Genomic DNA, 23816 nt, shown 5'->3' with positions numbered 1-23816 from the left:
GGACCCTGGCACCACACCACGCCGATCCGGCATCACAGGACCCGCCACCGCACGGTTGAAACACCGCACCGTCCGACACCGCACGGTTCAACACCGCACGGTTCAACACCGCACGGTTCAACACCGCACGGTCCGATATCGCACGGTCCGGCCCACGCGACCCGCGGCGCGTCAGCGCACCGCACGACGATGCTGGACCAGGCGGCCGGGTAGCCGGGCGAGATGGCGACGGCGCCGAAGGTGCCCAGCACCCGGCCAAGCCGGAAGGCCGCCCGGGACTGGTGTGCCCAGGCGGACTCGGCTCCGGGGCGACAGGTGACCGATGAGTAGCCGGCGAGAAGGTGGTTGACGAGGGTGGCTCGGGCGTTCAGGCCTGCTGGAGCACCTCGGAGACCAGGTCCTTCGCCTCCTGCTGGATCCGGGCGAGGTGCTCCGGGCCCTGGAAGGACTCGGCGTAGATCTTGTAGACGTCCTCGGTGCCCGACGGCCGGGCGGCGAACCAGCCCGACTCGGTGGTCACCTTGAGCCCGCCGATCGACGCGTCGTTGCCCGGGGCGGTGGTGAGGGTCGCGGTGATCGGCTCGCCGGCCAGCTCGGTGGCGGTCACCTGCTCCGGCGAGAGCTTGCCGAGCACGGCCTTCTGCTCGCGGGTCGCCGGCGCGTCGATGCGGGCGTACGCGGGCGCGCCGAAGCGCTCGGCCAGCTCCGCCCAGTGCTCGCTGGGCGTACGGCCGGTGGTGGCGATGATCTCGGCGGCGAGCAGGCAGAGCAGGAGGCCGTCCTTGTCGGTCGTCCAGGTGCTCCCGTCGCGGCGCAGGAACGACGCGCCGGCGCTCTCCTCGCCGCCGAAGCCGACCGCCCCGTCGAGCAGCCCGGGGACGAACCACTTGAAGCCGACCGGCACCTCCAGCAGCGGGCGGCCCAGGTCCGCGGCGACCCGGTCGATCATCGAGGAGGAGACCAGGGTCTTGCCCACGGCGGCGGCCGGGCCCCACTGCGTCCGGGTGCGGAACAGGTGGCCGATCGCCACCGCGAGGTAGTGGTTGGGGTTCATCAGGCCGCCGTCGGGCGTGACGATGCCGTGCCGGTCGGCGTCGGCGTCGTTGCCGGTGGAGACCTGGTAGTCGGCGCGGGCGGCGATCAGGGAGGCCATCGCGTTCGGCGAGGAGCAGTCCATCCGGATCTTGCCGTCGCCGTCCAGGGTCATGAACCGCCAGGTCGGGTCGACCGTCGGGTTGACCACGGTCAGGTCCAGCCGGTGCCGCTCGGCGATCTCGCCCCAGTAGGCCACGCTCGCGCCGCCGAGCGGGTCGGCGCCGATGCGCACCCCGGCGTCGCGGATCGCGTCGATGTCGATCGCCGCCGGCAGGTCGTCGACGTAGCGGGCGAGGAAGTCGTACGTCCCGGTGGTGTCGGCGGCGCGGGCCCGGGCGTACGGGATCCGCCGGACCTCCTTCAGGCCGTCGGCGAGGATGGCGTTGGCGCGGTCCTGGATCCACCTCGTGGCGTCGGTGTCCGCCGGGCCGCCGTGGGTGGGGTTGTACTTGAAGCCGCCGTCGTCGGGCGGGTTGTGCGACGGGGTGATGACGATGCCGTCGGCGAGCCCGCTGGTGCGGCCCCGGTTGTGGGTGAGGATGGCGTGCGACACCGCCGGGGTGGGCGTGTAGCCGTCGCGGCTGTCGAGCAGCACGGTGACCTCGTTGGCGGCGAGGACCTCGAGCGCGTCCACGGTAGCCGGGGCGGAGAGCGCGTGGGTGTCGCGGCCGAGGAAGAGCGGCCCGTCCAGGCCCTGCTCGCGGCGGTAGTCGCAGAGCGCCTGGGTGACCGCGAGGATGTGGTCGGAGTTGAACGCGTGGCGCAGGCTCGACCCGCGGTGCCCGGACGTGCCGAAGGAGACCTGCTGCGCCGGGTCCTGCGGATCGGGGTGCTCGGCGTAGTAGGCGGTCACCAGCCGCGGCACGTCGACCAGGTCGGCGGGCTGGGCGGGCTTGCCGGCCCGGGGATGACTGCTCACGGTTCCACCTTCTGTCCCTTGCCGATCACCACGATGCCGTTGTCGGAGACCGTGTAGCGCTGCCGGTCCTTCTCCAGGTCGACGCCAATCTCGGCCCCCTCGGGCACGATCACGTTCTTGTCGAGGATCGCCCGGCGCACGACGGCGTGCCGGCCGATGTCGACCCCCTCCATCAGCACCGCGCCGTCCACGTGCGCCCAGGAGTGCACCTTCACCTTGGGTGAGACGACCGAGTTCTCCACCAGCGAGCCGGAGATCACCGCGCCGGGCGACACCATCGAGGCGACCGCCCGGCCGACCCGCTCGCCCCACTGGTGCACGAACTTGGCCGGCGGGTACGTCAGCTGACCGGTGTAGATGGGCCAGTCGAAGTTGTAGAGGTTGAACACCGGATGCACGTTGATCAGGTCCATGTGGGCGTCGTAGAAGGAGTCGAGCGTCCCCACGTCGCGCCAGTAGCCGCGGTCCCGGTCGGTGCTGCCGGGCACCTCGTTGTCACGGAAGTCGTAGACGTTGGCCTCGCCGCGCTCGACCAGCATCGGGATGATGCTGCCGCCCATGTCGTGCTTGCTGGTCTTGTCCTCCGCGTCGCGCTCGACCGCCTCGCACAGCGCCTTGGTGCTGAACACGTAGTTGCCCATCGAGGCGTAGATCTGGTCGGGCGCGTCGGGCAGGCCGACCGCGTCGGTGGGCTTCTCGCGGAACGCCCGGATCCGCCGGCCGTCCTCGCCGACCTCGATGACGCCGAACTGGTCGGCCATCGACAGCGGCTGCCGGATGCCGGCCACGGTGACGCCGGCGCCGGAGGCGATGTGGTCCTCCACCATCTGCCGGGGGTCCATCCGGTAGATGTGGTCGGCGCCGAAGACGATCACGTGGTCGGGCTGCTCGTCGTGGATGAGGTTGAAGCTCTGGTAGATCGCGTCGGCGGAGCCGGCGAACCACCACGGACCGCGGCGCTGCTGCGCCGGCACCGGAGTGACGTAGTTGCCGAGCAGCGTCGACATCCGCCACGTCTTGGTGATGTGCCGGTCCAGCGAGTGGGACTTGTACTGGGTCAGCACGACGATCTTGAGATAGCCGGCGTTCGCCAGGTTGGACAGGACGAAGTCGACCATGCGGTACATCCCGCCGAACGGGACGGCCGGCTTGGCCCGGTCCGTGGTGAGCGGCATCAGGCGCTTGCCTTCTCCGCCGGCCAGGACGATCGCGAGCACCTTGGCAGCCATGTCCAGACGCTATCTACCCCGCCGTCACTTCACCACTCGTACGGCACAGTTCCACAGCCGGGTGCGGCGGCGCGTTCTGCACTAGGGTGCCGTTCATGAACGACTCCGCCGGGCTGCGCGTCGACCTGCTGACCCGTGAGTACCCGCCCGAGGTGTATGGCGGCGCCGGTGTGCACGTCGAGTACCTGGCCCGGGAGCTGCGCCGGCTCGCCGACGTACGGGTGCACTGCTTCGGCGCGCCACGCACCGAGGCGGGTGTCACCGCGTACGCCGAACCGGCGGGCCTGACCGGCGCGAACGCCGCGCTGCGGACGATGGGCGTGGACCTGGAGATGGCCGCGGCCTGCGCCGGCACCGACGTGGTGCACAGCCACACGTGGTACGCCAACTTCGCGGGGCACACGGCGAAGCTGCTGCACGGCGTGCCGCACGTGGTGACCGCGCACAGCCTGGAGCCGCTGCGGCCGTGGAAGGCCGAGCAGCTCGGCGGCGGCTACGCGCTCTCCTCCTGGTGCGAGCGCACGGCGTTCGAGGCGGCCGACGCGGTCGTCGCGGTCAGCGAGGGGATGCGGCGCGACGTGCTGACCGCCTACCCGGCGGTGAACCCGGACCGGGTCCGGGTGGTGCACAACGGCATCGACACGGCGCAGTACGCCCCGGACCACGGCACGGACGTGGTGGACCGGCTCGGCATCGACCCGGCCCTGCCCAGCGTGGTCTACGTGGGGCGGATCACCCGGCAGAAGGGCCTGCCCTACCTGCTGCGCGCGGCGCGCGACCTGCCGGCGGGCACCCAGCTGGTGCTGCTCGCCGGCGCACCGGACACCCCCGACATCGCCGCCGAGGTCGAGGGCCTGGTGGCGGAGCTGCGGGCGAAGCGCTCCGGGGTGGTGTGGGTCGCGGAGATGCTGCCCAAGCACGAGGTGATCCAGGTGCTGACCCACGCCACGGTCTTCGTCTGCCCCTCGGTCTACGAGCCGATGGGCATCGTGAACCTGGAGGCGATGGCCTGCGAGACGGCGGTGGTGGCCACGGCCACCGGCGGCATCCCCGAGGTGGTCGCCGACGGCGAGACGGGGCTGCTGGTCCCCATCGAGCAGGCCACCGACGGCTCCGGCCGGCCGCTGGACCCGGACCGCTTCGTGACCGACCTGGCGGCGGCGATGAACGAGCTGCTCGCCGACCCGGCTCGCACCGCCAGCTTCGGCCGGGCCGGGCGGCGACGCGCCGTGGAGCACTTCTCCTGGGACACCATCGCCGCCCGCACCCTGGAGGTCTACCACTCGGTGCGGTGAGGACCCCTGGCCGTGTCCGGCGCGTGTCCGGCGCGGTCGTCAGCCCGCCGGGGCCGGTACTATGCCGGCATGAGCGCAGAGGCGGTCGGCAGGTCGATGCCCCCCGTGGTGACGCTCGACGATCTGACCGCGATGATGGCCGCGGACGAGCACCATCGGTACGAGATCAGCCCTGAGGGAGTTCTCTCGATCATGCCGCCGCCGGGATACGCCCATGCGATCATCGCGACCCGGCTCATGGTGTGGCTCGCCCAGGGCGGTGTGCCGGCGGACCGCATCGCCCAGGCGGTCGGGCTGCGCATCCCGGGTCGCGGCGGCGGGGTCGGCGGACGCATTCCCGACCTGGTGGTCTGGAGCAAGGCCCAGTCCGACGGCGTGTGGCTGCCGGCCGGTGACGTCCTTCTCGTGGTCGAGATCGTCTCGCCGGGGTCGGAGGGCACCGACACGGTGACCAAGCGCGGCGAGTATGCCACGGCCGGCATCCCGCAGTACTGGATCGTGGAGCAGGACCCGGCGCAGACCGTCACGATGCACACCCTGGACGGCGAGGTCTACGACGTGCGGGCACGCATGCCGCTCGCCTGGTTGCTCAACACCAGCCCCGCCGAGCACGACCTCGGCTGACCGAAGACACGCGCAACGGCGCGAAGCCGGTCACTCGCCACGTAGCAGTTCCATCAGCTCGTCGGTGGACATGCCCTCGGTCTGCTTCGTGCTACCGCGACCGCGCATGTGCCGCACCAGGCGCTGTCCTCTGCTTTCGGCACCGGCTACCCGGACGATCCGCAGCGTCCCGTGCTCCTCCACCACGTCGATCTCGTCGCCCTCGTGCAGCCCGTGCCGTGCCCGCAAGGCGGCCGGGATGGTGACCTGGCCCTTGCTGTTGAGCTTCATCCGGCCTCCCCGGCGGAGGCGTCACTCGACGTGGCGCGGTCGAAGGATCCGACTGGGAAGGTCCGCTGCCTCCGGGGCGACGCCACCGCGCTGCCAGCGGTCGGGGCCGATTTGGCCACGATGACCGGGAACGTCGCCCAGGTCTTCCGCACCGACGCCGACTGGGCACAGGCCCTGCGGGGTATCCACGGCGCGCTGCGCCCGGGCGGCCACCTCGTCTTCGAGACCAGACGCCCCGAGCGTCGCGCGTGGCAGGAGTGGTCGGACGCCGCTCCGGTCAGCCGTGACGTCCCGGGCGTCGGGCCGGTGGAACAGCGGCTGGAGGTCACCGACGTCGACCTGCCGTTCGTCTCCTTCCGGCACACGTACCGGTTCCTGGCCGATGGTGTTGTCGTCACGTCGGACTCGACCCTGCGGTTCCGCAGCCGCGACGAGGTCGAGTCGAGCCTGGCCACCAACGGCTACCGGGTCCTCGACGTGCGGGACGCACCCGACCGCCCGGGCCGGGAGTTCGTGTTCGTCGCGCAACGATCGAGCTAGACGCGCAGGGTGGCGGCGAGGCGGGTGAGGTCGGGCGGGGCGGCCGGTGAGCGGGCCACGGCGGCGACCAGGTCGCGTACCGCCGGCCGGTCGTGCACCTCGCCGCGCGCGGTGCGTTCGGCGTCCAGCAGCGCCCGGCCCGCCCGGGGCACGTCGCCGGCGAGGGCCTGCGCGCGGGCCACGTCGAGCAGGTACGCCGCCCGGTGCTCGGGCGGCAGCCACCGCCACTGCCCACCGGCGACCAGCCGCTCGTGGCGTACCGTCGCCGCCGGCATGTCCCCGACGGCGGCCTCGGCCACCACGCGCACCGCCTCGACGGCGGCCTCGGCCACCACCCGCGCCGCCTCGACCGACGCCCGGCCGAAGCCGCCGCCGACCGCTGCCGCCGCCTCGGCCTGGTCGAGCAGGGCGGCCATCCGGCGCTCGTCTCCCCGGCCAGCAGCGGCGAGGACGGCCTGGAGCAGCAACGTCACGTGCAGCGACGGGGCACCGTCACCAGCCGGCGGCAGGGCACCCTCGGCCGACTCGCCCGGCGGCAGGGCGCCCTGGGCCGACTCGCGCGGCGGGAGACGGCGGGCGGCCACGAGCGCCGTCTCCATCGCGGAACGCCGCCGGCCGACGGCCCGCAGCGCCTGACTCAGCGGTACGGTGGCGACGGCGGCCAGCCGTGCGTCGTCCGTGGCCAGCGCGACGGCCATCCCCCGGTCGGCGGCCAGCCACGCCAACTCCCCCTGTCCGACCTTGACAAGCACCAGGGCGACGAGCCCGTACGCGCGCACCAGCAGTTCGCCGGTGACCGGGTCTGGGCGGGCAACCCGCGCCTCCCGGGCGGCGTCGAGCAGCCCGGGCAGCAGGCCGAGCAGGATCGGGTACCGGGCGTGCCGGTAGCTCTGCTCGGCATGGTCGAGGCGAGCCCGCACCTTCGCGACGTCGGGCGGCCGGGACGACGCCTCGACGTGGTAGCGGGCCAGGGCGGCCCGGACCCGCGCCACACCGGCAACGGCGACGTCCGGTTGCCCGATCCGTTCCGCGAGCAGTACCTCCAGGTCGATCCGCAACGCCTCGGCGACCTCCCGCAGGTTGGACATCCGTTCCAGCGGGCGCACCCCGCGCTCGACCTTGTCCACCCAGCTCTTCGACTTGCCGAGGCGGTCGGCGAACTGCTGCTGGGTCATGTTGCGCCGCACCCGCCACTGGGCGACCCGCCGGCCCACCGGCAGGCCGGTCACCGCCGGCCCGTCCCGCTCACCGCAGGATCCCGGCCACGACGAGCACGAGTACGAGCAGCGCCACCGTGATGCCGTAGGCGTGCTGGCGACGGGTGAGCGGCGCGCGCTGCGGGCGGGGCGGACAGGGCACCTGATCTCCGTCGGGGTGCCGAGCGCGGGCACCCGGAACCGGATGCGCCGCCGGCAGCGGCCCGTCAGGCGGACGCTCCTGCATGGTGAGCCTCCTTGCGGTGAGTACGAAGCGTGCAGGTCAGGACGGGGTGCGCGAAGCGTGCGGTGTGGATCAGGGCGAGGTGTGGATCAGGGCGCGGTACGGCTCAAGGCGAGGTGCGGGTCAGGGCGGGTCGGGCGGAGAGGACGATCCGCGTTCCCTCGCCCGGCCCCGGGGCGCTCCGCTGCTGACGAGAGAACCCCTGCCATGCCAACTTAGAAGGCACTGCCTTCACAGTCAACAGAGCATGCACGGCGCGTCACTCCGGGTGCGAAGATCGGTTCGCTGACGAGAGGTGGCGCCACCATGCCGCAAGCACCGCTGTATGAGCAGATAATCGCCGACGTCACGGCCTCAATCCGCGCGGGCACCCTTCAGCCCGGCGACAAGCTGCCGTCTATCGCCGAGATGCGCGAGCAGTACCAATCGAGCGCATGGCCCGTGCGATACGCGCTGCGGATCCTGGAGGAGAGAGGCTGGATCGTGACCCGGCAGGGCAAGGGCTCGTTCGTGGCAACCGAACCGCCCGCCTGAACCCCGATCTTCCACCGGCTGGGCATAGCGTTCCGAATCTCGGGATGGCAGTAGATCTTGGCAGGAAACGGCCCTTGGAGGGGCCATTTGGTACCAAGATCTACAAGGCCCCTACCCGCACCCCGCCACCGCGCCCCGCCAACCACCTGCCGCCGGCCGACGCCCCGCCACCGTGCGCCGATGGCCCTGCCGGGGCGCGTCGTCATGCCCACGCGCGCCACCGCCCACCCTCGCCACCGCCCACGCGTGCCACCGCGCCCACGCCCGCTATCGTGGCCAGGGCGATGGGTGCTTGGCCGCGCGCGAAAGGATCTCGCGCAGTAGGTTGAACCGGTGACTGGACGGTTCCCGATCGAAGACGTCTCCCCCGTCGTCTCCTGCGGTCGCTACCCGGCCAAGGCGGTGGTCGACGAGCCCGTGCCGGTGTCGGCCCGCGCCTACCGGGAGGGGCACGACGCGCTGGGCTGCAACGTGGTCTGGCGCGGTCCCGACGGGCGGGCCCGACCGTTCACCCGGATGCGCCCCGGCGAGCCCGGGCAGGACCGCTGGCACGCGGTGATCCGCCCCGACGCGGTCGGCGAGTGGGTGTTCACCGTGGAGGCGTTCCAGGACCCGTACCTGACCTGGCAGAACGCGGTCACCAAGAAGATCGCCGCCGGTCAGGGGCCGGCGGACCTGGCCAACGACCTCGCCGAGGGCGCCCGGGTGCTGACCGCGGCCGTGGAGCTGGTGCCGGCCGGCGACGCGGGGCGGGTCCGCGCGGCGGTGGCGGCGCTGGGCGACGCCGACAGGGAGCTGCCCCGGCGGGTCGCCCCCGCGCTGGAGCTGGCCGACCTGCTCTGGGAGCACCCGGTCCGCGAGCTGGTCACCACCGGCGCGGAGCACCGGCTGTGGGTGGACCGCCGGCGGGCGCTCTTCTCCGCCTGGTACGAGTTCTTCCCCCGCTCGGAGGGGGCCGTCCCGGCCACCGCCGACGCGCCGGCGCGCTCCGGCACGTTCGCCACCGCCGTCGAGCGCCTGCCCGGCGTCGCGGCGATGGGCTTCGACGTGCTCTACCTGCCGCCGATCCACCCGATCGGCCGGGTCAACCGCAAGGGCCCCAACAACTCGCTGACCGCCGGGCCGGACGACGTCGGCTCGCCGTGGGCGATCGGCGCCGCCGAGGGCGGCCACGACACCATCCACCCCGACCTGGGTACGCCGGAGGACTTCCGCGACTTCGTCGCCGCCGCCGCCGAGCAGGGCCTGGAGGTGGCGATGGACCTGGCGTTGCAGTGCGCGCCGGACCACCCGTGGGTGACCGAGCACCCGGAGTGGTTCACCACCCGGGCCGACGGCAGCATCGCGTACGCGGAGAACCCGCCGAAGAAGTACCAGGACATCTACCCGGTCAACTTCGACAACGACCCGGAGGGCATCCGGGCCGAGGTCCTGCGGGTGGTGCTGCACTGGATCGGCGAGGGCATCCGGATCTTCCGGGTGGACAACCCGCACACCAAGCCGTTCGACTTCTGGCACTGGCTGATCGCCGAGGTGAAGAAGGTCGACCCGGACGTGCTCTTCCTCGCCGAGGCGTTCACCCGGCCGGCGATCATGCACGGGCTGGGCAAGGTCGGCTTCACCCAGTCGTACACGTACTTCACCTGGCGCACGTCGGCGGCGGAGATGCGGGCGTACTGCGAGGAACTGGTCGAGGCGGCCGACTACATGCGGCCCAACTTCTGGCCGAACACGCCGGACATCCTGCACGAGTCGTTGCAGCACGGCGGCCCGCCGATGTTCAAGATCCGGGCGGTGCTGGCCGCGCTGCTCTCCCCCTCCTGGGGCATGTACGCCGGCTACGAGCTGTTCGAGCACGTCGCCCGCCCCGGCGCGGAGGAGTACCTCGACAACGAGAAGTACGAGCTGCGCCCCCGGGACTGGGCCGGCGCGCAGGCGCAGGGCCGCTCCCTCGCGCCGTTCGTCGCGGTGCTCAACCGCGTACGCCGGGAGAACCCGGCCCTGCACCAGCTGCGCAACCTGGTCTTCCACGAGATCGACAACCCGGCGCTGCTCTGCTGGTCCAAGCACGACCCGGAGACGGGCAACACCGTGCTCGTGGTCTGCTCGTTCGACTCGCGTGAGGTGCAGTGGGGCAACACCACGCTGGACATGCCCGCGCTCGGCCTCGACTGGCACGACCGGTTCACCGTGCGCGACGAGCTGACCGGCGCCAGCTACGACTGGGGGCAGCGCAACGCCGTGCGCCTCGACCCGTACCTGCAACCGGCGCACGTGCTGACGGTGCGGCGACCCGCGCCCGGTGCCGGCCCCGTGCCGGCGCAGGCGGCGCCGGACCTGACCGTCGAAGACGTCCCCGACGACCTCTCGGGCGGCACCGCCCCCACCACTCCCGCCCAGAAGGACGACGCCCGATGGACCAGTTGATCGCCGGCGCCACGCACGACCCGCACGCCGTCCTCGGCGCGCACCCGGCCGACGGGCGGACGGTCGTCCGGACGCTGCGCCGGGGCGCCGCCGACGTCGCCCTCGTCGTCGACGGCGAGCGGCACCGGATGCGGCGGGTGCACGACGTCGGCGTCTTCGAGGCGGAGGTCGCGGGCGAGGTGCTCGACTACCGCGTCGAGGTCGACGGCCGGACCCACGACGACCCGTACCGCTACCCGCCCACCCTGGGCGAGCTGGACCTGCACCTGATCGGCGAGGGCCGGCACGAGCGGCTCTGGGAGGCGCTCGGCGCGCGGGTCTTCGACGAGGGCGTGGCGTTCACCGTCTGGGCGCCGAACGCGCGCGGGGTGCGGGTGGTCGGGGACTTCGCGGGCTGGGCGCCGGACGACGGCTGGCCGATGCGCTCGCTCGGCGGCAGCGGGGTGTGGGAGCTGTTCGTCCCGGGCGTCGGGGCCGGGGCCCGCTACAAGTACCGGATCCTGGGCGCCGACGGGCAGTGGCGGGACAAGGCCGACCCCCTGGCGGCGTACGCGGAGGTGCCGCCGGCCACCGCGTCGGTGGTGCACCACTCGACGTACGAGTGGGGCGACGCCGACTGGCTGGCGCGGCGGGCCCGGCGGCAGCCGCACCAGGAGCCGATGAGCGTCTACGAGGTGCACCTCGGCTCGTGGCGCCCCGGGCTCAGCTACCGGGAGCTGGCCGAGCAGCTGACCGCGTACGTCACGGAGCTGGGCTTCACCCACGTGGAGTTGCTGCCCGTGATGGAGCACCCGTTCGGCGGCTCCTGGGGCTACCAGGTCACCGGCTACTACGCGCCGACGTCCCGCTTCGGCGACCCCGACGAGTTCCGTCACCTCGTGGACGCGCTGCACGCCGCCGGCGTCGGCGTCATCCTGGACTGGGTGCCGGCGCACTTCCCCAAGGACGAGTGGGCCCTCGGGCGCTTCGACGGCACCGCCCTCTACGAGCACCCCGACCCGCGCCGGGGCGAGCACCCCGACTGGGGCACGTACGTCTTCGACTTCGGCCGCCCGGAGGTGCGCAACTTCCTGGTCGCCAACGCCCTCTACTGGTGCGACCAGTTCCACGTCGACGGCCTGCGGGTGGACGCGGTCGCCTCGATGCTCTACCTGGACTACTCCCGCCAGGAGGGGCAGTGGCTGCCCAACCGGCACGGCGGCCGGGAGAACCTGGAGGCCATCGCGCTCATGCAGGAGGTCAACGCGACGGTCTACAAGCACCACGCCGGGGTGACGATGATCGCCGAGGAGTCCACCGCCTGGCCGGGGGTCACCCGCGCCACGGCCGACGGCGGGCTCGGCTTCGGCTTCAAGTGGAACATGGGCTGGATGCACGACACCCTGCTCTACACGTCGAAGGACCCGGTCCACCGGCAGCACCACCACCATCAGCTCACGTTCTCCCTGGCGTACGCCTGGAGCGAGAACTACGTGCTGCCGATCAGCCACGACGAGGTGGTGCACGGCAAGGGCTCCCTGGCCGGCAAGATGCCCGGCGACACCTGGCAGCGGCTGGCCAACGTACGCGCGCTGCTGGCGTACATGTGGGCGCACCCCGGCAAGCAGTTGCTCTTCATGGGCTGCGAGCTGGCCGACGACCGGGAGTGGAGCGAGGAGCGGGGCCTCGACTGGTACCTGCTGCACGACCCGGCCCGCGCCGGGGTGCAGCGGCTCGTCGGCGACCTGAACCGCGTCTACCGGGACACCCCGGCGCTGTGGGCGCAGGACACCGAGCCGGCCGGCTTCCGCTGGATCGCCGGCGACGACGTCGCCAACAACACCGTCTCGTTCGTCCGGATCGCCCCCGACGGCGCGACCCTGGTCTGCGTGGCGAACTTCTCCGCCCTGCCGCTGGAGGACTACCGGATCGGGCTGCCGGCCGGCGGCACGTGGGCGGAGGTGCTCAACACCGACGCCCACCACTACGGCGGCTCGGGGGTCGGCAACCTGGGCGCCGTGCACGCCGAGGACGTGCCGTGGCACGGGCTGCCCGCCTCGGCGGCGCTGCGGGTGCCCCCGCTCGGCGTGCTCTGGCTACGCCGCGACTGACCGTACGCCGGAGACGCCTCGGCCGTCCTCCTCGCTGCACGGCTCAGCCGACCGCGGGATGGACAGTCATCTCCCTCTGTTCGACCTCGATCCCGAAGCCCGGAACGACGACCTCGGGGGCGAAGGGGAGCTCCGTGAGCCTGTCCTGCCCCGTGCGCGCGTCGAGGATCAGCGGCCCGTTGCTGGTGGTTCCGTAGACCACGCCACGTCGGGCCGCCGTGATCCTGGGCGCCTCCCGTCCGGAACCCTTCCCGGACACCTGCCACAGTCGCTCGTGGGACGTGGCGTCGTACGCGACCATGGTCCCGTTCCGGTTGGTGAGGTGCTGCGAGCAGACGACGACGCTCTCGTCGTCGTATCGACAGACGCTGGCGCCACCTCCCGTCTCCAGGCGGATGACCTCGCGACCGGTCCTGATGTCGACGATCCCGTTGGGCCCGTCGCCGCGGCGGCCCACCGGGTACACCTGTAGCAGCCCGCCGCCGAGTGGGCCGTTGATCAGGTTGCCGGCGGGCCTCGTCTCCTCCTGGGCCCACACCTGGGCACCGTCCGACGCGGCAAGCCCGATCGTCGAACTCGGGACTTTGTACGCATCCGCTCCGGACGTCATGCCGGCGACGACGTCGCCGTCGAGGGCTCGGGCCTGAAAGTCGGGCTTCGTCCACCTGATCTTGCCGGTCCTGGCGTCGAGGACGGCGGTGAAGTCGCCGCTGACGCCCGTGTCGTACGAGTCGGTGGACAGCACGACATGGTCGGGGCTGGCCGCCACCACCTTGTCGACCCCGAGGCTGCCGTCCTTGGGGATGCCCCTGTCGTCCACGTCCGACTGCCAGCCGGGCGCGCCATCGGCCAGCCCGAAGCTCGCCACCCGCAGCACGGTGCGGTCGGGAACCGTTCCGCTGCCTGCGATCTGCACCCGATAGGTCACGAAGGCGGTCGGCCTGCCGTCCACCTGCGCGATCATCGGCCCGGTGTTGCCCAGCCTGACGGGCCGACCGGGCAGCGGCGCACTCCAGCGACGCGCGCCAGTGGCCAGGTCGTACGCGGCGAGGGCCTTGTTGCCCTCCAGCAGGTAGGCGGCCCCGTCCCGGAGCTGGAACATCCTGCTGGGCAGAGGTATCCGGACCGGCTTCGCGGCGAAGGCCAGCGGAGGGTCGAGTGGCGACGACTCGGAAGGGCTCGCGGTGGCGGTGGTCTTCGGCGGCGGCGGTGGCGTGTCGTCAGTACATCCCGAGACGCCCACGGCCAGCGCCAGCACGGCTGCCGAAACGGCGACAACACGTCGACGCATGAGCCCTCCCGCGGTCCCGGAAACGTATCTATCGGCCCGACCCTATCGTCGGCCGGCCAGTTCCCCGGGGCGGCGGGACGCCCCGGGGAACGGGCACGCGCTCAGAGGCGGGTGATCCGGACGGCGTCGGCGACGACGTACCCCTGGGTGCTGGTCCAGCGGCTGACCCCGACGACCTGGCGCGTGCCAGCGGCGAGGTCGTAGGTGCCGAGCACCCGCCACTGCCCGCCGCCGCTGCGCTGGTCGACGGTGGCGGTGACGTTCCCGTTCGCCGTCGCCACCAGGTGCGGGGTGGCGCTGTTGTAGCCGGGGTCGGCCGGGTACCAGACCTCGACCCGGTACGAGCCGGCGGCGGGCAGCGTCGCGGTGAACCAGGCCGGGTCGCTGACCGCCTGCGGGCTGGCGAACCGGTAGTTGGCCCCGTAGCGCGCCGGGAGGTACGACGACGTGCCCCAGGTGGTGGCGGCCGTGAAGCCGCCGGCCGTGGCGTTGTCCACGATCACGCTGAACGTACCGCCGGTGCCGGTGACCACCCGCGCATTGCTGGCGGCGCTCTCGTGGTGCAGCCGGTCCAGCGCCGTCACCAGGTAGCGGTACGTCGAGCCGGTTGCGGCGGTGGCGTCGGTGAACGTCCCGGTGCCGCCCGAGGCGCGGACCGTGCCGAGCAGGTTGCGGGCGTCGGCCAGGTCGCAGGCGTCGACCGCGCCGTCGCCGGGCAGCCGGTACACCGCGTAGGCGGCGGTGCTGCCGGTGGCGCCGCGCTGCCAGGTGAGGGTCACGCCGCCGGTGCCGCGTACCGCCGAGGTGAGGTTCGGGGCGGCGGGCGCGGTGCCGCCCACCCCGGCCGGTGCCAGCGCGGGCCGGCGGTAGTGGTCGGTCGCCGTCCGGGAGACGGCGCCGATGCGGTCCGCGCGGACGTCCTTGGCGCTGAAGTGGATGTCGCCGACGATCCTCGGGTAGCTGCGGTTCAGCGTGAGGTGGTCGGTCAGCTCGGCCGGGTCCTGCCAGGCGGCGTCCTGCCCGGACGCGCCGGCGCGGTAGGTGGCCTGCCCGACGAGCAGCTGCACGTCGGTGCCGGTCACGGTCTCGGACCACCAGCGGACCAGCTCCGCGTAGTCGGCCGCCGGGTGGCCGATGTGCCAGTAGATCTGCGGGGCGATGTAGTCGACCCACCCCTGCCGCACCCAGCGCCGGGTGTCGGCGTAGATCGCGTCGTACGACTGGAGGCCCGTGGTGCGCGAACCGAGCGGGTCGGTGCCGGCGTTGCGCCAGATGCCGAACGGGCTGACGCCCAGCTTCACCCACGGCTTGGCCGCCCGGATCTTGTCACGCATCTCCCGGACCAGCAGGTTGACGTTGTTGCGCCGCCAGTCGCCGATGGTGCTGAAACCGGCGCCGTACTGGGCGTAGGTGGCCTGGTCGGGGAAGGCCACCCCGCTGACCGGGTACGGGTAGAAGTAGTCGTCCCAGTGCACCGCGTCGATGTCGTAGCGCTTGACGGCGTCCATCATCGCGTCCTGCACGAAGGCGCGGACGGCGGGGATGCCGGGGTTGTAGTAGATGTGTCCGCCGTAGGTGACGGTCCAGCCCGGGTTCTTGCGGGCCGGGTGGCTGGCCGCCAGCTTGGTCAGGTCGGTGTGGTTCGCCACCCGGTACGGGTTGAACCAGGCGTGGAACTCCAGGTTGCGGGCATGCGCCTCGGCCACCATGAAGGCCAGCGGGTCGTAGCCGGGGTTGCCGCCCTGGGTGCCGGTCAGCCACTGCGACCACGGCTCGTACGTCGACGGCCAGAACGCGTCGGCGGCGGGGCGGATCTGCACGACGACGGCGTTCATCCGCCGCTGCTTGGCCAGGTCGAGCCAGCCCCGGTACTCCGCCTGCTGGGCGGCGGGGGTGAGCCCGGTGCGGCTCGGCCAGTCGATGTTGGCCACGCTGGCGATCCACATGCCGCGCAGCTGCCGCTTCGGGGTGGCCGGGTCGGTCACGCACGCCGCCTGGGCGGCGACGGGCACGGTGTCCGGCGTGGCGGGACGGGAGGCGGGGGCGGCCGTGGGGGCGGCCGCGCCGAGGGCGAGCGCCGCTACCAGCGCCAGCCCGGACAGGTATCGACCATAATCTCTACGCACGAAAAGATGTTCAGCGTTGCCACGCCGTTTCGCAAGTATCCTTCACGATTTTCACCGACCGGGGTCGCGTCGGCACCCGACGGTGAGGCTGCCGACCCAGCCTGTGGGCGATCGCAGGCCGTGGGCCCCCGACCGCCCTGCCGCCGATCGAGCGGCACCGAATGCCGGAGTAGGCCCCCTACTTACAGCGGAGGAATCGGACGGTATAACCCTGGTCAGGATCACCGTCGTAGCCAAAAAGCCCGATTTCGCCGTCAACTGTGCGAACTTTGAGCTCGGCAGACCTTGCATTCACCGACGAGCCGAGCACCTCGAATTCCAGATCGAGGCTGGGCGATCGGGCATCATCATAGGACCAACGGCCATGTCCGCCCGCAGGCCGCCTGCTATCGAAATCCCGGTCCAGCACATACCCTTCGACGAACTCGTCATCCTCGCGAAGAACGGTGAAGTAGTGATGCGACAACTTCGCGAGAACGAATCCACCTTCCTTCTTCACCGTCAACAGGTCTCCGCTTCCGGAACACCAGGTCCCCGGCACGTCATCGGCCTTGATCGGCGGTGGCTCCGTCTGCCCGCAGACACCGAGAAGGACGCTCGCGATCAAGCAGACCCCTGCCATGAGCAGAGCGTTGACGCCGCGAGAGTCGCGCCGGACCTTCTGCGCTGCCGTCAACTGGCGACCGCCTCGAACCAGTGGAAGTTTCTGCTGATGCTAGACATTGACCCGGCGCCGCCCCGGGCGCCCCGCCCGGCTGGCCGAGGTGGTCCCGCAGCAGGCCACCGTCGAACTGCCCGACCACAGCCCAATGAAGGTGCTACAAAAGCCGCACCCCCAAGGGGACAGCAATAGCCAGTACGGACCAGATCGAGGTCAGCCACAGCAGGTGCCGCCTCAACGGCACCCTCGACTCCACCTCGTCGCTCGCCTCGAGGGAGGCGCTCCTGGTCCGATATCTCTCGATAGAGTCAGCGGCACGGTTGGCGCTGGCGGCACCGAAAATCCTGCCGACCAACGACCCCTGGAAGGCGTGGCAGACCACTTCCTTCGCGCCCACCACCTGCACCACGAGGCCGTTCTGCGCGTCGATCGACCGGATCCGACTCCACGGCACGGTGACCGCCGCTCCGGGGTTGATCACTAGCAAGGCTTTCCGCTGGGGTTTCACCAGGGAGAACATCGATGCCAGGGACACCAGGTAGCAGATGACGCCGAAGAAGCTCGCGACAGCGACAAGCTCGCCCCAGTCATTGGCGGGGTTCAGGCTGAACATGATCATCATGAATCCGAACAGCAGCCACAGCATCAGGCCACCTGCCCAATTCGTTCTGTTCCTCATCCGCTTCTCAGCAGGAGAGGGACACCCACGACCACGTCGCAGCAGGCAGCGTGAATGCGTTGAGCCGGCCTCACGCCGCTACCGCCCTTTCGTACCCGCCACCGTCACGCAGCGACCACTTGCGGGCCACAAGGGTGGCACCCGTGACGGCGGCGGCGACGAGCGCGGCCTCGATGGCCACGATGAGCGGGTGGGTGCTGTAGCCGACCGCCCTGGCGAACCCCATGGTGATCGGCACGGCGATCGCGCCGCCGATCGGCAGCAGCACGATCATGGCGTTCGCGGTCTGCCGGATCCGTGGCAGATGCCCCAGCCGCGCCCGTACCGCGATGACCGCGCCGCCGACGGCGAGCGCGGCTGCGGTGCCGTAGTAGAGCAGGACCGCCAGCACGGTCGGCATCCGGAACCCGCGCGGCACGTCGATCCACGCGACCAGGATCGGGTAGACGAGGACAAGCGCGATCGCGCCGACGCAGGCACCGAGTACGGCGCCGGTCAGGGCGGTCCGCGTCAGGCGGGCGTACTCGTGTCGAACGCGCTGCACTCCGGCCTCGTCGGCCAACTGTCGCGCGAACCCCCGAAGGTCGGAGCCCAGGAGTTGCTCCGGCGTGACACCGTCGGCGGCGGCTGAGCGCAACTCCAGCCGGAGATCGGCAGCGAGCACCGCGCGATCCCGGCGACGAATGCCGTACGCCCGCCATTCCCGTTCAGCAGCCACCATGGCCTCGTCGATGGCGTCCACAATCAACTCCTTGCGCTTTCGGAGGTGGAGTCGGTCAGAGCGGTGTTCACGGTGTGGACGAACCGCGTCCACTGCCGCCGCCACGCGTCCAGACGCTCCTGGCCGGCGTCGGTGACCGCGTAGACCTTGCGGGGCGGCCCTGTCGGGCTGGCCTGCACCTCGTCGACGACGAGGCCGAGACGACGCATGCGGGTCAGCAGTGGGTAGATCGTGCCGTAGCCGACGCCCTCGATGCCGATCGCCTCAAGTCGGCCGACCAGCTCGTAGCCATGCGTCGCCCGCCTGGCGAGCAGGGCCAACAGACACATGTCGAGGGCGCCACGCAGCAACTGCGTCTGCCTGTCGCCGTCGTCGGAGGCCCCGGAGCCGACCGCTATCATGCGGCACACACTACCTCGACTATTATGCGTTGCCAAGTAGTTACGGTCGGCGGGGCCATGAGTGCGATGCGAGCGGTACCTGCCCGCGGGGCAGGCTCGATGCCGTGCGACCCCGGCGGGGCCCGGTCATGTGGATGCCAAAGCGAGCGGAGCGAGGTAGGCAGAAGCCGAAACCAGCTACTTCCCGTAACTACATGGCTGTTACAGGTTCCACGGTCGTTCGCCGGGGGCGCTGTGTGCCAGGCGGACCGGCGAGGACTGGGTTGAGCTGAAGCCTGCTTCAAGTGGCAACCTGCCCTTCGGGCGCAACGCCGGGCTCTGCCTGGTCGCCGCCGTCACCGTCACCATCGGCAGGAGGACACCGGATGGCAGCGCAACCGCGAACCCTCGAACAGCGCAAGCACGACACTCTCGTCCGCCTTGGCAAGGACCTCGACGCCTGGGTCACCACGGCGAGCGACACCGGCGTTCCCCACCTGGTGCCCCTGTCCTTTCTCTGGGACGGCGGGACGCTCACGTTCGCGACAGGCCCCACCAGCGTGACCGGCCGCAACCTGCGAGCGCGCCCGACAGTGCGGATGGCCATCGGTCCGACCCGTGATGTCGTCCTCGTCAACGGGACCGTCGAGGCGTTCTCCGCGAACACCGTGCCCGCCGAACTGGCCGACGCGTTCGCCGCGAAGCTGTGGGAGGCCCGCAACGGCGGTACTCGTTGGAGCTACTACCAGGTCACCCCGCAGCGGATCTTGGCATGGCGGGAGGAGAACGAACTGCCCGGTCGCGAGCTCATGCGCGACGGCCGCTGGCTCGTCTGACCCGCAGGCGCCCTCCGGGCTGCCAGCGTCAGACCAGGCCGGCGTCGCGCAGCAGCTTCCACAGGCCGGCGCCGTCAGGCGCGGAGAGCCACTTCTGCCCCACCGGCCCCGCCGACGACTCGCCGGCCGGGGTGGGCAGGCTACCGGCCAGCACCGCCTGCGTGGGCGAGAGCCGGCGGATGCCGACGCCGGCCACGTTCTCCGGGTGGGCGGCGGCGAACTCGCGGTAGATCTCCGGGTCGTGCTGCCCGTCGTCGCCGACCAGCAGCCACTTCACGTCCGGGAACTCCTTGGCCAGCCGGGCCAGGGTGACCCGCTTGTGCTCCCGCCCGCTGCGGAACCAGCGGTCGGCGGTCGGCCCCCAGTCGGTCAGCAGCAGCGGCCCGGCCGGGTAGAGGTGCCGGGACAGGAACCGGGTAAGCGTCGGCGCCACGTTCCAGGCGCCCGTGGAGAGGTAGAAGACCGGGGCGCCCGGGTGCGCGGTGACCAGCCGCTCGTAGAGCACCGCCATGCCGGGCACGGCGTTGCGGGCGTGCTCGTCGAGGACGAACGTGTTCCAGGCGGCGAGCAGCGGCCGGGGCAGCGCGGTGACCATGACCGTGTCGTCGATGTCGGAGAGGATGCCGAAGCGCACCTCCGGGTCGAGGATGCGCACCGGAGCCTCGACCGGCTCGGCGTCCGGCAGGCTGATCCGCACCGAGCCCCAGCCGGGCGGCAGGTCCGCCTCGACCACGGCGTCGACGAACCCGCTGCGGTCGGCCCGCGCCTCGTGCCGTTCCCCGCCGGCCTCGATGGTGACCGTGACGTGCTTGGCCGGCAGCGTGGTGAAGCTGCGCCACCCGCGCACCTTCTCCAGCCGGCCACGCTGGCGGGTGTCCGGCCGGCTGAGCAGCACCCGGCACATCACCCGCACCCAGCCGGGCGCGCCGTAGCCGGTGTACGCGATGACGTTCGTCCGCCAGCCGGTGCGCCGCAGCCGGCGCTCGACCAGCGAGTGCACGGCGTCCTCGATCCGCGCGGCCCGGTGCAGGTTCGGTACGGCCAACTGGCCGGCGGCAGTGGGTGGCACGCCAGCAACCCTGCCACAACCTGGCCACCTCGGCCACGCGAGGCGATCTTCCCCCGGCCGCCGGGAGGGCCCGACGCCCTCCCCGGCCGCCGGGAGGCCCGACGCCATGCCCGCCGTGGTCCGGCGGATCGTCCGCGCTGCGCCGATCCGCCCCGGCCGGCCCCGACGGCGTGAAACACTCCGGTCGGGACGACGACGGGGGCGTTGGTCGTGTCGCAACCAGTGCGCAAGCGTGGGCGGTGGCGCCCGCAGCTCGACCGGCCGGCGCTCGTGGCGCTGCTGTTCGGGCTCGCCGGGGTCGGCTACCGGCTGGTCCTGACCCTGCACACGGTGCCCGTCTCCAACAGCGACGAGGCGACGTTCGGGCTGGCCGCGCTGCACATCGCGCAGGGCCGCGAGCTGCCGGTCTTCCTCTACGGGCAGCGCTACATGGGGGTGCTGGAGTCGTACCTGGCCGCGCCGCTGATCGCGGTGGCGGGGCCGAGCTGGCCGCTGCTGCGCCTGCCGCTGCTGCTGCTCTACGCCCTCTTCCTCTGGCTGATCCACCGGCTGACCCGGCGGATCGGCTCGCCCTGGTTCGCCACCGGGATCGTCGGCCTGCTGGCACTGGGCGGGGAACGGGTCGTCCGGGATCAGCTGACCGCGGTCGGCGGCCGCCCGGAGGTCAAGGTCGCGGTGCTGCTGATGCTGCTGATCGCGGTGGGACTCGCCCGGGGAACGGTGCGCCACCGCCGGCTGGCCGTCGGGCTCTTCGGCCTGCTCGCCGGGGTGTCCGTCTGGTCGGACTGGCTGATCCTGCCCTACCTGGCGGTGGCCGCGCTGGTGCTGGCGTGGGTGGCCCGCCGGGAGCTGCTCGGTTGGGCCGGGGCGCTGCTGCTGGCCGGGTTCGCCGTCGGGATCGCGCCGATGATCCGGGACAACCTGCTCGCCCCGCCCGGCGAGGACTCGCTGTCGGTGTTCCGCGAGATCAGCACCAAGGCCGGGCCGACGCCGCCGTGGTCGCGGCGCCTCGACGGCGGGCTGCTGGAGGGTGTGCCGCTCGCCGCCGGCCTCTGCCCGGTGGACGGCTGCGCCCGCTGGCAGGGCTGGTTCGGGCTGCTCTACCCCGTGCTGCTGGCGGTCGCCGCCGCGCTCGCCGTCCTCGCGTACCGCCGGGCCGCAGGCGCCCCGCGCGGCGAGCGGGTCGGCCCGGTGGTGCACCTCGCGCTGGTCGTCGGCGCGGCGCTGACCCTGCTGTCGTACGTGCGCAGCCCTCTCGCGGCCACCAGCCCCCTGGACAACGCCCGCTACCTGTCGGTGCTCCAGCTCTCCCTGCCGGCGGTGCTCTGGCCGCTCTGGGTGGCGGCGGTCGCCTGCTGGCGGGGCACGGTCGGCGCGTTCGGCCGCCTGGCCGGCGCGCTGGCCACCGCCGTGCTCGCCGCGCTGGCCGCGACCACGCTGGTGGTCACCGTGCTGTTCGCGGTCACCGGCACCGCGGCGTCCCGGACCGAGGAACGGCAGGCCCGCGAGCTGGCCGACACGCTCCGCGCGGGCGGGCCCCGCGAGGTGTACGGGGACTACTGGACCTGCAACCGACTGATCTTCAACACGGCCGAGGCGGTGGTGTGCGCGGTGCTCGACGGCGACCTCACCCCCGGGCAGAACCGCTATCCGGCGTACTGGCGGCAGGTGGGGCGGGCCGACCGGCCCGGGTACGTGCTGGCGGCCGGCTCGGCGGCGGAGCGGCGGCTGCGCCGGCTGCTGGGCGACCGGGCCGACGCCGCGCTCATCGCCGACGTGGGCGGGTATCGCGTGTACCACCCGGAGACGCCGGTGCGGCCGTGGCGGTAGGGCCGGCCCGTACGCTGGCCGGACCGGTGCGCGGACGCCGCACCGAGCCGAGGAGTCACCGATGCTCATCCTGCTGCCGCCCTCCGAGGGGAAGGCCGACGCCGGCACCGGCCGGCGGCTGGACCTCGCCGGGCTCTCCCTGCCGGAGCTGACCGGCGCCCGGGAGGAGGTGCTGACGGCGCTTGTCGCGCTCAGCGCCGACGGCGACGAGGGGGCGGCCCTGGCGGCGCTGGGGATCAGCGAGGGCCAGCGCGGCGAGTTGCGCCGCAACGCCCGGCTGCGGGCGGCGGCCACCGCGCCCGCCGGCCGCGTCTACACCGGGGTGCTCTACGAGGCGCTCGATCTCGCCTCGCTGCCGGCGCCCGCGCAGCGGGCCGCCCGCCGGTCGGTGCTGATCAGCTCAGGGCTCTGGGGTGCGGTACGCCTCACCGACCGGATCCCGCCCTACCGGTGCCCGATCGGGGCGCGGCTGCCGGGGCTCGGCGCGCTGTCGGCGTACTGGCGGCGGGCGCTCGCACCGGCGATGGCCGCGGCGGCCGGCGACGGGCCGGTGCTCGACCTGCGCTCCGGCGCGTACGCGGCCACCTGGGCGCCGCGCGGCGAGGTGGCCGACCGCACGGTGACCGTCCGGGTGCTGCACGAGCGGGAGGTCGACGGCGTGCCCGTCCGGTCGGTGGTGAGCCACTTCAACAAGGCGACCAAGGGCCGGCTGGTCCGCGACCTGCTGACCGCGGGCGCCCGGCCGCGTACCGTCGGCGGGCTGTTGACCGCGCTGCGCGACCTGAAGTATCCGGTACTGGAGCAGCCCGCCCCGCCCGGTCGGCCACGCCAGGTCGACGTGATCGTCACGGAGCTGTAGGACAGCCGCAAGATTTCCTCAAGGCTGGGGCCGATCGGTTTCCCCGGCGGCGTCGAGCGACCACGGTAGAGGGACCCCCGACGCCGACAAGGAGTGCCCACGTTGGCTCCCGAACAGATCCTGCTCGATCGGCCGCGCCTGCCCGCGACGCCGCCGCCGTTGGACTGGTCCACCCTGGCCGACGCGTTCGAGGCCGCCTGCCTGCTGCGCTGCACGCCGCCGCCGGCCGTCGTCGGCACCCGCCGGCCGGCGGCGGAGCACCGCCCCCCGTCGGTGGAGTTCAACCGGGAGGAGGCGGCGCACCGCATGCGTCAGCTCCTCCACCGGCTGGACGTCCCCATCGAGCACGAGGTGACCGTGGGCGGCCTGCGCCGCCGCTTCGAGCTGCACCGGCTCTCCGTGCCGCACCAGCACCGGCCGGCGTACGCGAGGACGCTCGAGGCCGGTTGGCGGCAGGGCCGGCGCGAACTGCTGGGCGGGCCGGTCCCGGGCGCGTCGACCGTACGGCGGGCGTGGCGGCCCCGGCTGGCGGCGGCCGCCTGGCGGGCCGCCCTGCTCGCCGGTGGGCGGCACGTCCGCCGGCACATCCTCGGCGTCCGGATCACCGACCGGGAACTGGCCGCCATCCTGGTACGCGGGGCCGCCCTGCTGGACGTTCCGGCGCTGCTACGCCCCGGCACCGGCTGTTACCTGGTCTGTGTCGCCGACGGCCCGGACCGCCAGCGGATCCTGCACAGCACCGCGCTGGATCCCGCCCACCTGCGCGAGCGGTCGTGATTGCCGGATGAGCACGTTCGGCGGCGCTGCGGACCGGCCGCGTACCGCAGCGAGCTGACAATCGTCACCCACCCGCCGCCGGGTTCCTAGCCCGGTCGGTGGGCGGCGGGTTGCGGCGACGGCC

General features: G+C 72.5%; 21 protein-coding genes. 10 read left to right on the top strand and 11 right to left on the bottom strand.

The genetic code is table 11. From position 1 onward, the window contains the following. Positions 1–367 precede the first annotated feature (367 nt). Complete coding sequence (gene pgm, locus AB0B83_RS13995) at positions 368–2014, bottom strand: phosphoglucomutase (alpha-D-glucose-1,6-bisphosphate-dependent) (protein WP_357578496.1); 1647 nt, start codon at positions 2012–2014, stop codon at positions 368–370. Continuing rightward, positions 2011–3243, bottom strand: coding sequence for a glucose-1-phosphate adenylyltransferase (gene glgC / locus AB0B83_RS13990; protein ID WP_132235810.1), 1233 nt, complete (start codon positions 3241–3243; stop codon positions 2011–2013). The genes pgm and glgC overlap by 4 nt, the downstream gene beginning before the upstream one ends. A gap of 95 nt (positions 3244–3338) precedes the next feature. Between glgC and glgA the strand changes: the two genes are divergently transcribed. After that, the gene (gene glgA, locus AB0B83_RS13985; protein WP_357578495.1) at positions 3339–4538 is read left to right on the top strand and encodes a glycogen synthase; all 1200 of its coding nucleotides are present in this window, start codon (positions 3339–3341) and stop codon (positions 4536–4538) included. Between the two features lie 69 nt (positions 4539–4607). After that, positions 4608–5162 carry a Uma2 family endonuclease gene (locus AB0B83_RS13980; protein WP_357578494.1) on the top strand — a complete coding sequence of 185 codons (555 nt, stop codon included), beginning with the start codon at positions 4608–4610 and terminating at the stop codon, positions 5160–5162. 30 nt (positions 5163–5192) lie between these two features. Here AB0B83_RS13980 and AB0B83_RS13975 read toward each other — a convergent pair whose 3' ends face one another. Beyond that, positions 5193–5432 (bottom strand): AbrB/MazE/SpoVT family DNA-binding domain-containing protein, encoded by a 240-nt coding sequence (locus tag AB0B83_RS13975; protein WP_357578493.1) that lies wholly within the window; start codon positions 5430–5432, stop codon positions 5193–5195. On the opposite strand from AB0B83_RS13975, the gene AB0B83_RS13970 reads away from it, so the two are divergent. Next, complete coding sequence (locus AB0B83_RS13970) at positions 5334–5972, top strand: class I SAM-dependent methyltransferase (protein WP_357578492.1); 639 nt, start codon at positions 5334–5336, stop codon at positions 5970–5972. The two genes, AB0B83_RS13975 and AB0B83_RS13970, sit on opposite strands and share 99 nt — an antisense overlap. Here AB0B83_RS13970 and AB0B83_RS13965 read toward each other — a convergent pair. Further along, on the bottom strand, positions 5969–7201 hold the full coding sequence (locus AB0B83_RS13965; protein WP_357578491.1) for a helix-turn-helix transcriptional regulator: 1233 nt from the start codon (positions 7199–7201) through the stop codon (positions 5969–5971). The genes AB0B83_RS13970 and AB0B83_RS13965 overlap by 4 nt on opposite strands. 517 nt (positions 7202–7718) lie before the next feature. Between AB0B83_RS13965 and AB0B83_RS13960 the strand changes: the two genes are divergently transcribed. From AB0B83_RS13960 to glgB, 3 genes are all read left to right on the top strand, one after another. Then, positions 7719–7946, top strand: a complete 228-nt coding sequence (locus AB0B83_RS13960) for a winged helix-turn-helix domain-containing protein (RefSeq protein WP_327027548.1) — start codon at positions 7719–7721, stop codon at positions 7944–7946. 333 nt (positions 7947–8279) lie between these two features. Then, entirely contained in the window at positions 8280–10373 is a 2094-nt protein-coding gene (locus AB0B83_RS13955) for a maltotransferase domain-containing protein (protein ID WP_357578490.1), read from the top strand. Further along, entirely contained in the window at positions 10361–12463 is a 2103-nt protein-coding gene (gene glgB / locus AB0B83_RS13950; RefSeq protein ID WP_357578489.1) for a 1,4-alpha-glucan branching protein GlgB, read from the top strand. Before AB0B83_RS13955 ends, glgB begins: the two co-directional genes overlap by 13 nt. Positions 12464–12506: 43 nt before the next feature. On the opposite strand, the gene AB0B83_RS13945 is transcribed toward glgB, so the two are convergent. From AB0B83_RS13945 to AB0B83_RS13920, 6 genes are all read right to left on the bottom strand, one after another. Continuing rightward, a complete protein-coding gene (locus tag AB0B83_RS13945) occupies positions 12507–13754 on the bottom strand; it encodes a PQQ-binding-like beta-propeller repeat protein (RefSeq protein ID WP_357578488.1) in 1248 nt (415 codons plus the stop codon). 101 nt (positions 13755–13855) lie between these two features. Then, on the bottom strand, positions 13856–15880 hold the full coding sequence (locus AB0B83_RS13940; RefSeq protein ID WP_357578487.1) for a family 10 glycosylhydrolase: 2025 nt from the start codon (positions 15878–15880) through the stop codon (positions 13856–13858). A gap of 178 nt (positions 15881–16058) precedes the next feature. Continuing rightward, positions 16059–16556 (bottom strand): hypothetical protein, encoded by a 498-nt coding sequence (locus tag AB0B83_RS13935; protein WP_357578486.1) that lies wholly within the window; start codon positions 16554–16556, stop codon positions 16059–16061. Positions 16557–16698: 142 nt separating this feature from the next. Continuing rightward, complete coding sequence (locus AB0B83_RS13930; protein WP_357578485.1) at positions 16699–17187, bottom strand: hypothetical protein; 489 nt, start codon at positions 17185–17187, stop codon at positions 16699–16701. 103 nt (positions 17188–17290) lie between these two features. Then, a complete protein-coding gene (locus AB0B83_RS13925) occupies positions 17291–18046 on the bottom strand; it encodes a hypothetical protein (RefSeq protein WP_357578484.1) in 756 nt (251 codons plus the stop codon). Then, positions 17965–18342, bottom strand: coding sequence for a PadR family transcriptional regulator (locus AB0B83_RS13920; protein WP_357578483.1), 378 nt, complete (start codon positions 18340–18342; stop codon positions 17965–17967). The genes AB0B83_RS13925 and AB0B83_RS13920 overlap by 82 nt, the downstream gene beginning before the upstream one ends. A gap of 365 nt (positions 18343–18707) precedes the next feature. Between AB0B83_RS13920 and AB0B83_RS13915 the strand changes: the two genes are divergently transcribed. Then, on the top strand, positions 18708–19157 hold the full coding sequence (locus AB0B83_RS13915) for a pyridoxamine 5'-phosphate oxidase family protein (RefSeq protein ID WP_357578482.1): 450 nt from the start codon (positions 18708–18710) through the stop codon (positions 19155–19157). Positions 19158–19185: 28 nt separating this feature from the next. Here AB0B83_RS13915 and AB0B83_RS13910 read toward each other — a convergent pair whose 3' ends face one another. After that, a complete protein-coding gene (locus AB0B83_RS13910; RefSeq protein WP_311412832.1) occupies positions 19186–20226 on the bottom strand; it encodes a phosphatase domain-containing protein in 1041 nt (346 codons plus the stop codon). 210 nt (positions 20227–20436) lie between these two features. Between AB0B83_RS13910 and AB0B83_RS13905 the strand changes: the two genes are divergently transcribed. The 3 genes from AB0B83_RS13905 to AB0B83_RS13895 all read left to right on the top strand — a co-directional run bounded on the left by AB0B83_RS13905 (position 20437) and on the right by AB0B83_RS13895 (position 23692). Then, positions 20437–22056 (top strand): hypothetical protein, encoded by a 1620-nt coding sequence (locus tag AB0B83_RS13905; RefSeq protein WP_357578481.1) that lies wholly within the window; start codon positions 20437–20439, stop codon positions 22054–22056. 61 nt (positions 22057–22117) lie between these two features. Beyond that, positions 22118–22915: a peroxide stress protein YaaA gene (gene yaaA, locus AB0B83_RS13900; RefSeq protein WP_132235796.1), complete on the top strand. Its 798-nt coding sequence runs from the start codon at positions 22118–22120 to the stop codon at positions 22913–22915. A 102-nt stretch (positions 22916–23017) separates the two neighbouring features. After that, complete coding sequence (locus AB0B83_RS13895; protein WP_151454376.1) at positions 23018–23692, top strand: hypothetical protein; 675 nt, start codon at positions 23018–23020, stop codon at positions 23690–23692. Positions 23693–23816: the final 124 nt, after the last annotated feature.

The organism is Micromonospora sp. NPDC049060 (assembly GCF_040649055.1).
In the GTDB taxonomy this organism is placed as follows: domain Bacteria; phylum Actinomycetota; class Actinomycetes; order Mycobacteriales; family Micromonosporaceae; genus Micromonospora; species Micromonospora reichwaldensis.
This window is presented reverse-complemented; position numbering and strand designations above follow the sequence as displayed.

Excerpts from the sequence above, each read along its gene's own strand:
- glgC (WP_132235810.1), bottom strand. The coding sequence starts at position 3,243 with ATGGCTGCCAAGGTGCTCGCGATCGTCCTGGCCGGCGGAGAAGGCAAG.
- glgA (WP_357578495.1), top strand. The coding sequence starts at position 3,339 with ATGAACGACTCCGCCGGGCTGCGCGTCGACCTGCTGACCCGTGAGTAC.
- AB0B83_RS13980 (WP_357578494.1), top strand. The coding sequence starts at position 4,608 with ATGAGCGCAGAGGCGGTCGGCAGGTCGATGCCCCCCGTGGTGACGCTC.
- AB0B83_RS13975 (WP_357578493.1), bottom strand. The coding sequence starts at position 5,432 with ATGAAGCTCAACAGCAAGGGCCAGGTCACCATCCCGGCCGCCTTGCGG.
- AB0B83_RS13960 (WP_327027548.1), top strand. The coding sequence starts at position 7,719 with ATGCCGCAAGCACCGCTGTATGAGCAGATAATCGCCGACGTCACGGCC.
- glgB (WP_357578489.1), top strand. The coding sequence starts at position 10,361 with ATGGACCAGTTGATCGCCGGCGCCACGCACGACCCGCACGCCGTCCTC.
- AB0B83_RS13945 (WP_357578488.1), bottom strand. The coding sequence starts at position 13,754 with ATGCGTCGACGTGTTGTCGCCGTTTCGGCAGCCGTGCTGGCGCTGGCC.
- AB0B83_RS13930 (WP_357578485.1), bottom strand. The coding sequence starts at position 17,187 with ATGCTGTGGCTGCTGTTCGGATTCATGATGATCATGTTCAGCCTGAAC.
- AB0B83_RS13920 (WP_357578483.1), bottom strand. The coding sequence starts at position 18,342 with ATGATAGCGGTCGGCTCCGGGGCCTCCGACGACGGCGACAGGCAGACG.
- AB0B83_RS13915 (WP_357578482.1), top strand. The coding sequence starts at position 18,708 with ATGGCAGCGCAACCGCGAACCCTCGAACAGCGCAAGCACGACACTCTC.
- yaaA (WP_132235796.1), top strand. The coding sequence starts at position 22,118 with ATGCTCATCCTGCTGCCGCCCTCCGAGGGGAAGGCCGACGCCGGCACC.